The sequence below is a fragment of the Niveispirillum sp. FG148 genome (assembly GCF_057809655.1).
Genome location: NZ_JBMDKJ010000048.1, coordinates 18182 through 31429 on the forward strand (window position 1 = coordinate 18182; position 13248 = coordinate 31429).

General features: G+C 64.3%; 12 protein-coding genes. 10 read left to right on the plus strand and 2 right to left on the minus strand.

What is annotated here, in order from left to right:
- Window positions 1–59 precede the first annotated feature (59 nt).
- The 9 genes from ACODTW_RS27135 to ACODTW_RS27175 all read left to right on the plus strand — a co-directional run bounded on the left by ACODTW_RS27135 (window position 60) and on the right by ACODTW_RS27175 (window position 10736).
- Window positions 60–890 (plus strand): amidohydrolase family protein, encoded by an 831-nt coding sequence (locus ACODTW_RS27135; RefSeq protein ID WP_488949296.1) that lies wholly within the window; start codon window positions 60–62, stop codon window positions 888–890.
- 44 nt (window positions 891–934) lie between these two features.
- On the plus strand, window positions 935–2305 hold the full coding sequence (locus ACODTW_RS27140; RefSeq protein WP_488949297.1) for an MFS transporter: 1371 nt from the start codon (window positions 935–937) through the stop codon (window positions 2303–2305).
- On the plus strand, window positions 2305–3354 hold the full coding sequence (locus ACODTW_RS27145) for a hypothetical protein (protein WP_488949298.1): 1050 nt from the start codon (window positions 2305–2307) through the stop codon (window positions 3352–3354). Before ACODTW_RS27140 ends, ACODTW_RS27145 begins: the two co-directional genes overlap by 1 nt.
- A gap of 112 nt (window positions 3355–3466) precedes the next feature.
- Window positions 3467–4402, plus strand: a complete 936-nt coding sequence (gene kce / locus ACODTW_RS27150; RefSeq protein ID WP_488949300.1) for a 3,5-dioxohexanoate:acetyl-CoA acetone transferase — start codon at window positions 3467–3469, stop codon at window positions 4400–4402.
- Window positions 4403–4450: 48 nt separating this feature from the next.
- Window positions 4451–6508: a hydantoinase/oxoprolinase family protein gene (locus ACODTW_RS27155; RefSeq protein WP_488949301.1), complete on the plus strand. Its 2058-nt coding sequence runs from the start codon at window positions 4451–4453 to the stop codon at window positions 6506–6508.
- Entirely contained in the window at window positions 6505–8250 is a 1746-nt protein-coding gene (locus tag ACODTW_RS27160; RefSeq protein ID WP_488949302.1) for a hydantoinase B/oxoprolinase family protein, read from the plus strand. The genes ACODTW_RS27155 and ACODTW_RS27160 overlap by 4 nt, the downstream gene beginning before the upstream one ends.
- Entirely contained in the window at window positions 8247–9338 is a 1092-nt protein-coding gene (locus ACODTW_RS27165; RefSeq protein WP_488949303.1) for a branched-chain amino acid aminotransferase, read from the plus strand. The genes ACODTW_RS27160 and ACODTW_RS27165 overlap by 4 nt, the downstream gene beginning before the upstream one ends.
- A 37-nt stretch (window positions 9339–9375) precedes the next feature.
- On the plus strand, window positions 9376–10083 hold the full coding sequence (locus ACODTW_RS27170) for a CoA transferase subunit A (protein WP_488949304.1): 708 nt from the start codon (window positions 9376–9378) through the stop codon (window positions 10081–10083).
- Window positions 10083–10736 (plus strand): 3-oxoacid CoA-transferase subunit B, encoded by a 654-nt coding sequence (locus ACODTW_RS27175; protein ID WP_488949305.1) that lies wholly within the window; start codon window positions 10083–10085, stop codon window positions 10734–10736. The genes ACODTW_RS27170 and ACODTW_RS27175 overlap by 1 nt, the downstream gene beginning before the upstream one ends.
- 136 nt (window positions 10737–10872) lie before the next feature.
- On the opposite strand, the gene ACODTW_RS27180 is transcribed toward ACODTW_RS27175, so the two are convergent.
- On the minus strand, window positions 10873–11391 hold the full coding sequence (locus tag ACODTW_RS27180) for a DUF2285 domain-containing protein (RefSeq protein ID WP_488949306.1): 519 nt from the start codon (window positions 11389–11391) through the stop codon (window positions 10873–10875).
- Between the two features lie 37 nt (window positions 11392–11428).
- A complete protein-coding gene (locus ACODTW_RS27185; RefSeq protein ID WP_488949307.1) occupies window positions 11429–11677 on the minus strand; it encodes a transcriptional regulator domain-containing protein in 249 nt (82 codons plus the stop codon).
- Window positions 11678–12029: 352 nt separating this feature from the next.
- On the opposite strand from ACODTW_RS27185, the gene ACODTW_RS27190 reads away from it, so the two are divergent.
- Window positions 12030–12902 (plus strand): helix-turn-helix domain-containing protein, encoded by an 873-nt coding sequence (locus ACODTW_RS27190; RefSeq protein ID WP_488949308.1) that lies wholly within the window; start codon window positions 12030–12032, stop codon window positions 12900–12902.
- Window positions 12903–13248 lie beyond the last annotated feature (346 nt).

Consider the following 13248-nt stretch of genomic DNA (forward strand, 5'->3'; position numbering starts at 1 on the left):
CCTCCCTGGAGCCGTCCCCCGGGGCGGCTCCTCTTTTTTCAAAGCCAAGGACGGGTACAATGACCATCGCCTTCGATGTCATCGATGTGCATCAGCACCTGGAATGCGGGCTGGGATTGAAAGGCGCGCTGGATTTCGGCGGCACCGCCGCTCCCGCCGTGGAAGAGGACGAGCCTGAGTTCAAGCTGCGCATGTCGGTGATGGCATCGGGCAACATGAGTTCGGCGGTCATCATCGCCGGGAACATGTATCTGCGGCCCAACGGCCTGGCTGACACGGCCGCAGTCAACAACCAGATCGCCGCCTATCGCGACCGCGCCCCCGGCCGGCTGCACGGTGTGGGGCTGGTGGAGCCGATCTACGGCCCCGCCGGCTATGCCGAGGTCAGGCGCTGCAAGGAGGAACTGGGCCTCATCGGCATCGGCTTCCATAACGGCATGCAATGCGTGCCCATCGACAGCCCGTTGATGTTCAAGCTGATCGAGAAGATCGGCGAGGCGGGGATGGTGCCCTTCATCCATTCGCTGGGCAACGAGATGGAGTCCATCTGGCAGGTGGACCTGCTGGCTAAGTCCTTCCCGGACCTGCCCATGATCATCCTGGATGTCTTCCACGACATCGCCCAGGTCAAGTCGCTGCCCGACATCGCCGAACGCCGGCCCAATCTCTATTTCGACCTGTCCATGTCGATCAGCTTCGACTTCATGGGCAAGCCGCAGGTGCGCAGAGTGGGTGCCGACCGTTTCGTCTTCGGTTCCAATTTCTATTCCCTGCCCGTCATGACCAGGCCGATCGGCCGCCCGTTGGAACAGATCCTGGAGTCCGACCTGTCAGACGTTGAGAAGGCGGCGATCCTGGGCGGGAACGCCAGGCGCATCCTGGGTCTTTGACAGGCCGGAGCGTTCACCCGAACCTTTCTTTCAAGGAAACAGAAATGGCTCAGCAAGAGCAGCAGGCCGGGGCCGCGGCACCGGCGGGCGACTGGACTTGGCGGTCGGAATCCTACGCGTGGTGGGTCGTGGTGGTGCTGACCGTGGGCATGGCGCTGTCCGTCATCGACCGGCTGATCCTGGCAATGCTGGTGGAGCCGATCAAGGCCGACCTTGCCATCAACGACACCCAGATCAGCCTGCTGCACGGTCTGGCCTTCACCCTGCTCTACGTCGTCATGGGTGTGCCGCTGGGCTGGCTGGTCGACCGCTGGAGCCGCCGAGCCATCGCGGGGCTCAGCGTCCTGGGTTGGAGCATCGCCACCAGCCTCTGCGGCCTGGCCGGCAATTTCAGCCAGTTGTTCCTGGCCAGGGTCGGTGTGGGCGTGGGCGAGGCTGGCATGTCGCCGGCCGCCTTCTCGCTGATCAGCGATTATCTCGCCCCCGAACGCCGTGCCCGCGGCCTGCTCGCCCTGACGCTGGGCGCCTCGCTGGGCGGTGGCCTGGCCCTGGTCTTCGGCGGCGGGCTCCTGCACCTGCTGGGGGATAGGGGCGCGATCGACCTGCCCGTGCTCGGGTCGGTCCGGAACTGGCAGGTGGTGTTCCTGGCCCTGGGCCTGCTGGGCATCGTCTATTCGCTGGTCTTCCTGACCGTGCGGGAGCCGGTGCGGCAGGAGCGCCTGGCCACCCGCAAGCTGACGACGCGGGACACCAGTACCTATATCTGGTCGCGCCGCTCGGTCCTGCTCTATCATTTCTTCGGCGTCGGGACCTCGGCACTGGTCCTCATGGCGATGAACCTGTGGGTTCCCAGTTTCCTTATCCGTACCCTGGGCTGGGAGCGGGTGACGGTCGGGGTCAGCTATGGCGCCTGCCTGCTGTCGGCCAGCATCACCGGCATCTTCATCGCCGGCAGCGTGACCTCCCGCCTACTGAAGGCCGGCCGGCGCGATGCCGCCCTGAAGGTCGCCTTCTGGTCGGTCATCGCCGCCATGCCGCCCCTGCTGGCCGCCCCCTTCATGACCTCGCCCTTCCTGGTGCTGCCGCTGCTGTTCGTCGGCCTGATCTGCGTGACCATGCCGGCGGCATTGGGGCCCGTGTTCCTGCAGGGCGTGTGCGCGAACGAGGTGCGGGGCCAGGTGATCGCCGTCTATCTGCTGATCGTGGCCCTGATCGGCAATGTCGTCGGCCCCCTGACGGTGGCCAGCATCACCGACTATATCGTGCGCGATCCGGCCAAGATCTACATCTCCCTGTTCATCGTCGTCCTGGTGTTCCTGCCCCTGTCGGCAATCACCCTGGCGCGCGCCGGCCGGAGCTATGCCCGCCTGTCCGGCGCCTCCGACCTGTCCTCCATTCAAAGCGGAGCCGAATGATGAGTGCCGAACTGAACAAGCGCATCGTCAAGCTGATGCTGGAAGACCTGTTCTGCGAAGCGGCCTACCCGTATTACGGCGAGGTGTCCCACTTCGAAGGCCACATGATCGACTATTCGATCTCGCCCCTGCATGGCAAGGCGGCGGCCAAGGCCAGCAAGGACGGGACCGCCCCGCACCAGACCGCCGACCTGCGCACCCTGCAGCGGCGTGCCGAGAAAGGCATCGTGATGATCTATCCCGACGGCAATTGCCGGGCGGTCAAGAGCATCACGGCCGAAGGCAACCGGGTCGTGGCGGAATATTTCGTGCATGGCGGTCGCACGCTGTTCCGCCAGGACCGGGAGCATAATTTCCATTGCGTCAAGGTCTTTGAATTCGACAAGGAATGGGTCGTCAACCTGCGCGAATATATCGACTCCGCCTATATGGCCGATTTCGCCGGGCAGATGCATGAGGCGTTCGGCGCACGGATCAAGGAAGGCGCCACGGCCGGCGCCGACGACAGCCTTGCCGCCGAACGCTATTCCTGGGGCGCCAGCTGGCTGCTCAAGACCCCCTGGGCCGATATCGGCCAGGACCGGATCAAGGTTGCCCCGGCGGAAGTGGAAGAGAACAAGCGGGCCGCCCGGACGCTGGTCGAGCAATGGGGCAGCCCGGCCATGTACGACCTGCTGGCCGACCATGTGCTGTTCTCCAACGAAATCGACTTGGAAACCATGCCCGTGCTGGGCCGGATGCTACAGGACAAGCAGAGCCTGACGGGCCTGTGCGAGCGCACGCGCAAGGCCTTCCCCGGCGGGTTGAAACGGGAAATCCGCAAGATCACGGCCGAGGAAAACCGCGTCTGTGTCGAGGATACGATCAGCGGCCGTTCCATCGTCCGTCCCGATCAGGAATTCTCCATGCGAACGCTCAAGATCTGCGTGCTGCGCCACGGCAAGGTCTTCCGCATCCGCCAGTATATCGACAGCGGATACTGCCGCGCCTTTTCCCCGGACCTGATCGGATACCTGTTCGGCGCGCAGGAAACCCTGCCCGCCGCGTAGGTCAGGCCCGAGCCGGCATTGAGCCCCGACGCATCCTGTCGCCATCGCGCGCCGGGGCTTGGCGACGCTCGACCTGACCTACGGAAAATCACAAGCCTTCCACGAGGATGAAATGCGGAAATCGGACAAAGTCATCATCACCTGCGCCATCACCGGTTCCATCCATACGCCGAGCATGTCGCCCTATCTGCCGGTTACCGCCGACGAAATCACCGAGCAGTCGATCGGGGCGGCGGAGGCCGGCGCCGCCATCCTGCATCTGCATGCCCGCGATCCAAACACGGGCCGTCCCAGCCAGGACCCCGACCTGTTCATGGATTTCCTGCCGCGCATCAAGCAGGCGACGGGTGCCGTCCTCAACATCACGACGGGCGGCGGGCTGGGCATGACGCTGGAACAGCGCATGGCGCCCGCCAAACGCATCCGTGCCGAAGTGGCCAGCCTCAACATGGGCTCGATGAATTTCGGCGCCTGGGAACTGGCCGGCCGCCGGCAGGAATGGAAGCATGACTGGGAGCCGCAATACCTGGCCCAGACCTACGACCTGATCTATCCCAACACCTTCCAGATGATCGACAAGGTCATTACGGAGCTGGGCGACGCGAACGGCACGAAGTTCGAGTTCGAGTGCTACGACGTGGGCCATCTCTACAACCTGGCCTATTTCGTCGAGAAGGGCCGTGTGAAGCCGCCCTTCCTCGTCCAATGCATCCTGGGCATCCGTGGCGGCATCGGCGCCGACCTGGAAAACCTGCAGCATATGGTGCGCATCGCCGACAAGCTGTTCGGGGACGATTACTACCTTTCCTGTATCGCCACGGGCCGGGCGCAGATGCCTTTCCTCACCCAGTCCGCCCTGCTGGGCGGCAATGTGCGGGTGGGGCTGGAGGACAGCCTCTATATCGGCCGCGGCCAATTGGCCCGCAACAGCGCCGAACAGGTCCACAAGGTCCGCCGCATCATCGAGGAACTGGGCCTGGCCATCGCCACCCCCGACGAAGCGCGGCAGATGCTGGACCTGAAGGGCGGCGACACGGTCGCCTGCTGACGCGCACCCCCACGGCATCTCCCGGCATTTTCATTTCGAGGAAACCAAATGCGGCTTGCAACCGATACGGGCGGCACCTTCACCGACCTTGTGGTCGAACATGATGATGGGCTGATCGCGCTGTTCAAGGCCTCCACCGTGCCCAGCGACCCCGTCCGGGGCGTGCTGGATGCGCTGGCCCTGGCGGCCGACGCGCAGGGCGAAAGCCTGGCCCAATTCCTGGGCCGCGCCGACATGTTCATCCATGGCACGACCCACGCCATCAACGCCATCATCACCGGCAACACGGCGAAGACGGCACTGTTCGTCACGCAAGGCCATCGGGACATCCTGACCCTGCGCGAAGGTGGCCGCGCCGAACCCTTCAACCATGATGATCCCTATCCCAGGCCCTATATCCCCCGCGCCCTGACCTTCGCCATTCCCGAACGCCTGCTCCATGATGGCTCGGTCCATCGGCCGCTTGATGAGGAGGCGGTGCTGGCCGCCATCGGGCGGCTGAAGGAAGAAGGCGTGCAGGCAGTGGCCGTCTGCCTGCTTTGGTCGATCGTCAATCCGGCGCATGAGCTGCGCGTCGGCGCGCTTTTGGCCGAACATGCGCCCGACATCCAGGTGACGCTGTCGCATCAGCTGAACCCAACGCCGCGCGAATATCGCCGCGCCTGCTCCGCCGCCATCGATGCCAGCCTGAAGCCGCTGATGACCCGTTACATTGCAGGCCTGAAGGGTCGGCTGGCCGATGCGGGCTTCCAGGGGCGCGTGCTGGTCCTGACCTCGCGCGGCGGGATGCTGGATGCTGACGAGGTCGCCCGCACGCCCGTCCAGGTGATCAATTCCGGCCCGTCCGTGGCGCCGGTGGCGGGGCGCCATTATGCCCTGGCCGAAGGTGCGGCCACGGCCATCGTCGCCGATACCGGCGGCACCACCTATGATGTCGGGCTGATCCGCCAGGGCGAGATCCCGGTGACGCGGGAGATGTGGATCGGCAAGCCCATGAACGGGCATCTGGTCGGCTTTCCCGCCGTGGACATGAAAAGCGTGGGGGCCGGCGGCGGATCGATCGCCTGGGTCGACGCGGGCGGCATGCTGCATGTTGGCCCGCAAAGTGCGGGCGCTCAGCCGGGTCCCGCCTGCTATGGGCGGGGCGGGACCAAGGCCACGGTCTCCGATGCCGCCCTGGTTCTGGGCTTCATCGATCCGGACTTCTTCCTGGGCGGTTCCATCAAACTTGATCTGACCGCCGCACGCGACGCCATCACCCGCGACGTGGCCGGACCGCTCGGCTTCGACGTGGAACAGGCTGCTGCCGCTATCATCGAGTTGGTCACCGAAAACATGGTGCAGGCCATTGTCGATATCACGGTGGCCCAGGGCGTGGACCCGGCCGATGCCGTCCTGATCGGCGGCGGCGGTGCCGCCGGCCTGAACTCACTCTACATCGCCCGGCGGCTGGGCGTGGACAGGCTGCTGGTGCCGGAAACGGGTGCCACGCTGAGTGCCGCCGGCGCCCTGCTCTCCGACCTGACCGCCCAATATGCGGAGGTCGCCTTCGCCAGCACGCGCGGCGATGACTGGAGCGGCGTCAATGCCGCCCTGTCGCGCCTGCGCCGGCAATGCCAGGCCTTTGCCGATGGTCCGGGGGCGGGGGCGGTGGAAGCCCGGATATCCGCCGTCGCCGAAGCACGGTACGAGAACCAGGTCTGGGAGATCGACATCCCCATCGATATTGACGGCATCCACGACCGCGCCGGCATCGACCGGTTCCGTCGCCTGTTCGACGCGCAGCACAAGACGCTGTTCACCGTCGATGATCCATCGTCGCATGTAGAGATCGTGGCGCTCAGGGCCGACATAAGCTGCCGGCTGACCGCGCGCAACGCCTTCCGGTTGCCACCCGTCGGCGGGCAAGTCGAACGGGGCAGCCGCCGCGTCACCTTCCCCGGCCATGGCCCGGTCGCCACACCCGTCCGGCGGCTCGACGCCCTGCCGGAGGGAAGGGAGTACCAGGGGCCTGCGATCCTGGAATCCCCCTTCACGACGGTCGTTATCGACCCCGCCGCCCGCTATGTCCGTCAACCTTCCGGCAGCCTGGTGATCCATCCATGACCGACACGATCCGCTTCGATGGCGCCCGCCTGGCCATCCTCGCCAACCGCCTCTCCGGCATCGCCCGCAAGATGTCGAACACCCTGCTGCGCACGGGCCGGTCGGGTGTGCTCAACCGCGCCAAGGACTTTTCCTGTTGCATCGTCACGGCGTCGGGCGACCTGCTGACCACGGCCGACAGCCTGCCCATCCATGTCCTGTCCGGCCCTGACCTGATGGCCCGGTCGATGACCGCCTTCCACCCGATCCTGCGCCGGGGCGATGCCTTCATCCACAACTCGCCCTATCACGGCTGTTCCCACGCGGCCGACCAGACCATCCTGGTTCCCGTGATCGATGATGACGGCGTCCATCGCTTCACCGTCGTTGCCAAGGCCCACCAGGCCGATATCGGCAATTCGGTGCCCACGACCTATATGGGCGATGCGCGGGACGTCTATCATGAAGGGGCGCTGATCTTCCCCTGCGTTTCCATCCAGCGCGACTATGCCGACATCGCCGATGTGCTGCGCATGTGCGAGATGCGCATCCGCGTGCCCCAGCAATGGCGCGGCGACTATCTTGCGGCCCTGGGTGCCGCTCGCATCGGCGAGCGGGAACTGCTGGCGCTGGGTGCGTCCATGGGCTGGGACGAGCTGGCGGCCTTCGCGGCAGCCTGGTTCGACTATTCGGAAAGCCGCATGGTCGCCGCCATCCGGGCATTGCCGGCCGGCCATGTCAGTGCCCAATCGACCCACGACCCGTTCCCCGGCACACCGGCCGAGGGCGTGACGATCCGGTCCATGATCACCGTCGATCCCGCCGCTGCCCGCATCACCGTCGATCTGACCGACAACCCGGATTGCATGCCCTGCGGGCTCAACCTTTCCGAGGCCTGCGCGCGGACGGCGGCCCTGATCGGCGTCTTCAATTCCGTCGACCACCAGGTGCCCAAGAATGCCGGCGCCTTCCGGCGCATCGATGTCCGGCTGCGGGAAAACTGCATCGTGGGCATCCCGCGCCACCCGACAAGCTGTTCCGCCGCCACCACCAACATCGCCGACCGCGTCGCCAACGCCACCCAGCATGCTTTCGCGGAACTGGTGGAGGGTGCCGGCCTGGCCGAGGTGGGGGCCGTCATCGCGCCCTCCACGGGCGTGGTCTCGGGCCGCGACCCGCGCACGGGCCTGGATTATGTCAACCAGCTGTTCCTGGGCATGACCGGCGGGGCCGCGGGGCCCAGGGGCGATGCCTGGCTGACCACCGCGCATGTCGGCAATGCCGGCCTCTCCTGCGTCGACGGGGTCGAACTGGACGAGCTTTATCACCCGATCGTGGTGGAGCGGCGTGAACTGATCCCCGATACGGAAGGGGCCGGGCGCCATGTCGGCGCGCAGGCCATCCTGGTCGAATATGGCCCGACCCGTGCCGCCATGGAGATCGGCTATGTCGCCGACGGCCACCACAACCCGCCGCTGGGTGCGCGCGGCGGGCTGCCCGGCGGCCGTGCCGACCAACGGTTGCGCCGGCGCGACGGCACGGAGGAACAGCTCGCCCCCTGCGCCATGGTCCGGCTGGAGCCGGGGGAAATCATCGTGTCGGTCGGCACGGGCGGCGGCGGCTACGGCCCACCCCGGGAACGCGATCCGGACGCCGTGGCCCTGATGGTCCGGGAAGGACTGCTGACCACCGAACGCGCACTGGATGTCTATGGCATCGCCATCGAGAACGGAAAGGCGCTCCGCCGGGATGCGATGGCGTGAACAGCAAAGCCCCCCTCAAATTCGATATCCTGCCCAGCAGCAGCCCAATCGCCGCGGCCAAACGCACGGCCCTGCTGGAAAATCCCGGCTTCGGGCGGGTTTTCACCGACCATATGGCGATGATCCGCTATGTGGAAGGTCCCGGTTGGCACAATGCGGAGGTGAAGGCCCGCACGCCTCTCACCCTCGATCCCGCCTGTTCCGTACTGCACTATGCACAGGAAATCTTCGAAGGGTTGAAGGCATACAGGACCGACGGTGACGGGATCACCCTTTTCCGGCCGGAGGCGAACGCGGCGCGATTCAACCGCTCCGCCGCGCGCATGGCGATGCCCCTGTTGCCGGAAAGCCTGTTCATTGAGGCGATCGAGCAACTGGTGAAGATCGACCGGGACTGGATTCCCGGCGGTGAAGGCAGCCTCTATCTGCGACCGTTCATGTTCGCCAGCGAGACGTTCCTGGGCGTGAAGCCTTCTTCCGAATACCTGTTCCTGGTCATCGCGTCGGCCGTCGGCCCCTATTTCAAGGCCGGGAAGGAAGCGGTGACCGTCTGGGTCTCCACGGACTTCTCGCGCGCCGCCCCCGGCGGGACCGGCGCCGCCAAGTGCGGCGGCAATTATGCGGCAAGCCTGCTGGCCCAGGCACAGGCCAGCGCCCATGGCTGCGACCAGGTGGTCTTCCTGGATGCGGCCGAGCGGCGCCATGTCGAGGAACTGGGCGGCATGAACATCTTCTTCGTGTTCGATGACGGCTCCCTGCTGACGCCACCGCTTGGCACCATCCTGCCGGGCATCACCCGGGATTCGATCATCACACTGGCACGCGACCAGGGGATCACGGTCCGGGAGGAACAGTATGATTTCCAGCAGTGGCAACGCGATGCAGCCAGCGGGCGGCTGCGGGAAGCTTTCGCTTGCGGAACCGCGGCTGTCGTCACGCCCATCGGCCAGGTCCGCAGCGAAGCCGGCAACTTCACCATTGGTACCAACGGCTCTTATCCGGTGACGCGGGAACTGCGCCGGCAACTCACCGGCATCCAGCGCGGCACCCTCCTGGACAAGCGAGGCTGGGTGCACAGGATTCCCTGACGAGGCATCGGTTGGACATGAATGATTGGACGGTGACATGAACAAGCTTTACCCGACCGCCGCGGCGGCCCTTGACGGGCTTCTGCGCGACGGTCTGCTGATTGCCTGCGGCGGCTTCGGCCTTTGCGGCATCCCCGAGCGCCTGCTCGATGCCGTGCGCGACAGTGGCGCCACCGGCCTCACCTTCGCCAGCAACAATGCCGGCATCGACAATGAGGGCATCGGCAAGCTGTTGCGCAGCCGGCAGGTGCGGAAGATGATCGCCTCCTATGTCGGCGAGAACAAGGAGTTCGAGCGGCAATATCTGTCGGGCGAGCTTGAGGTCGAATTCTGTCCCCAGGGAACGCTGGCGGAGCGGATGCGGGCCGGCGGTGCCGGCATTCCCGGCTTCTACACGAAGACCGGCGTCGGCACCCTGGTCGCCGAGGGCAAGGAGGTGAAGGCCTTCGCCGGCCAGGAATATATCCTGGAGCAGGGCATCTTCGCCGATATCAGCCTGGTGAAGGCCTGGAAGGCGGACATGACGGGCAATGCGATCTTCCGCAAGACCGCCCGCAACTTCAATGTCCCTGCCGCTACCTGCGGCAAGGTCTGCGTGATCGAGGTGGAGGAGGTGGTGCCGGCGGGATCGCTCGACCCCGACGCCATCCACCTGCCCGGCGTCTATGTCCAGCGCATGGTCGTCGGCGCGCCCTACGACAAGAAGATCGAGTTCCGCACCGTGCGTGAGAGGGAGGCCGCCTGATGCCCTGGACCAGAGATGAAATGGCCGCCCGCGCCGCGCGGGAATTGCAGGATGGCTTCTATGTCAATCTCGGCATCGGCATTCCCACGCTGGTGGCCAACCATGTGCCCCGCGACATCACGGTCACCTTGCAGTCGGAGAACGGCATGCTGGGCATCGGGCCCTTCCCCTATGCCGATGACATCGACCCCGACCTGATCAATGCCGGCAAGCAGACGATCAGCGAGCTGCCCCACTCAGCCTATTTCGACAGCGCGCAGAGCTTCGCCATGATCCGCGGCGGTCATATCGATGTCGCCGTGCTGGGCGCGATGGAAGTGGCGGAGAATGGCGACATCGCCAATTGGATGATTCCTGGCAGGATGGTCAAGGGTATGGGCGGCGCCATGGACCTAGTCGCTGGCGTCAAGAGGATCATCGTCATCATGGAGCATAATGCCAAGGACGGCGGCGCGAAATTCATCCCCGCCTGCACCCTGCCGCTGACCGGCCGGAATGTGGTCGACATGATCGTCACCGACCTTGCCGTCTTCCAGCGGCCCGACCACCGCTCGCCCTTCCACCTGCTCGAACTGGCGACAGGGGTTACGGTTGAGGATGTGCGGGCACGGACGACGGGGCATTTCCTGATGCCGGGATCATCAGCCGTTTAGCACCGGCAACGCAGTCTTGATCAGCTTCATGGCAAAGCCCCCCTCTCGTCAGGGGTTCCAAACCGAAGGTCGGGTACTCTCCTACCCTGGCTCCCGTCGCTACACCCATCGGCCTCCGCCTCTCGCCCGAAGCCGATCACACCAACAGTTCCCTGTACCCGTCCTGCACAAGCCGCGTCCCGTCCCGTACCAGCCGCTGAACCCGCAGACGCAGGTGATCCGACGCCCGCGACCATTCCGCGGCGGTACGCTTTTCCCCGAACAGGACAGCGGCAATTTCCCGGTGACTTGCCCCGGCAGCGACGGCATCGACCGTCCGCAGCTTATCGATCCAGCGTCCGGCCTGCGGCTCCGGCGGATACAGGCTACGCGGTAGCCGACCCAGCCGGTGGCACAAACATAACCGCCTCAGGGCAAGAACCTTCTGCTCCATATCACGCATCCCGTTAAGCGTGCAGCGGAACTGGACCGGCCCCTCTAGCACGCTGCCTTCAGTCACCTGAAGCTGCAGATGCCGGCTGCCATCGGTCAGCAGCAGATGCTCCCCACCCTGGGGTGGCCTGACGATGGTTGCGATATCCCTGACGGCGGCCAGATCGAACAGGTCGTCCCGTCTTGTGGTCCTATCCGGTGGTTCGGCGACAACGTTGATCACCGACGAACAGGCGTCGGGGTGCCAATAGACCTTTGGATCACCCGTTACGTCGGCGAAACATCACCCCCCAGAGGCATTCGGGTGCATCAGAATGCAGTTGCATCACCACCCGATCAACGCAGGTTAGAAGAGTGCTGGATTTCAGGGCTGCCCTGAAATCGGTATTCCGCCGCAGCCGCTGCCAAGCCCAGCCGGTCCGATCCAGGTTCCGCAAAGGGGAATAGCCGCCCGCATCTTGCCAGTCTGGCACGGACAAAACGGCGTCGATAAGGCTCTTGTTCTGCATGGGTATGCCACCTCCCATCAGGTCACGCCGGACATGGATACGGCGACCGACAAATCGCCACCATCCGGAACGCTGGCGGCATCAATTATTATCGATAGATGATACCCAGGGAACTTTCGGGCGAACACCATAGCTGTCGAGGCAGCGCCAAATTATTCAGCCCAAATGTGGAGATTTTAAATTTAAATTAGATCTAAAATAAAATACCCCTAAATAGTTCATGGCTCCCCATATCATACGCATTCTGGCCGTATTGCACTCTCCGCACCGCATATCATTTCTGAATTTAATACAAAATACATCAACGGAAACTCAGACACAGATGACCGCTTGTCAGTACAAGAGGGTTCTCATGAATAATTACAGCTTCATTGATTTCCTGACTGACACATTACCAACAGGCATCATCTCCCTGCGCTGCATCCGACGCGATGGCTTCGCCTTTGGGCGATATCTCCTTGACGAGTGCCCCGGCGCAAGGCTCGGCTCACCCCACCTCACTCTGGTGCAGCACGAGGGGGAGCCGTTTACCTTGCATTGGCAACCCTTGGATCACCGTTATCCCACCCGCCATCACGCCCAACGAGGACAAATCCATCTTTCGCCACCGGATTGCATTTTCAATGTCGCCTGGCCGGGCCGACAGCAAGTTTTTCTTGTGGCCATGGGCGTGGATTTCGTCACCAGATCGGTCGCACTCGACGGCCCCGACAAGTTGGCCGGCATGCAGGCCCTCCTTGATATAAGGGATATGGGCATCGCCAACATTCTGGATATTCTCAAGGAAGCACTGGGGCAATCGGAGCAAGGCGCGTCTCTGACCTTTGCCTGCGCCCTATTGGCGAGCCGCCTGTGCGAAACATTCGGCGGCAAACCGTCGCGGCCCACCATCAGCGGCGGGCTTGGCATTTCACGGCAGCGTCGGGTGCTTTCCTATATTGAGGCGCATCTGCACGAAGAGCTGACGTTGGAGCGTCTGGCCGCTGAGGTCGACTTGAGCCCGAACCAATTCGGTCGGGCGTTCCGAACTAGCCTGGATGCATCGCCTTTACGTTATGTGGCACAGCGTCGGATCCATCGGGCAAAGGCGATGCTGCTCGATCCTGGTAAATCCATCACCGATATCGCCATGGCACTGGGCTTCGCCACGCCCAGCCACTTCACGGACAGCTTTCACAAGGCTACCGGGGTGACGCCATCGCAGTGGCGGCGGGACCGCCGGTAACCTGCTCCATGCTGGCAATCCGCTGTTAATGGTTCCCGACGTATGGGACGGTTGGCCCCTGTAGACCACCAATTGGCCAGCCGCGCCCAATCATGCCGCCGATGCTGCCAGACCATAAGCCCATGGCCGCAAGGCCAGCTTCTGGAGCCTCACCAAGTGAGCGGCAAGGGCGTCACCTACGCTCATTTTCACTCTCCGCTGTTACCTATATGTTACCTGCGGGGTGCGTGGTAGGGTGGCCCTGAAACGACAAAAGCCGTTGATCCTTGTTCGGGATCAACGGCTTAGCCATGGATGCGGGGGCAGGATTTGAACCTGCGGCCTTCAGGTTATGAGCCTGACGAGC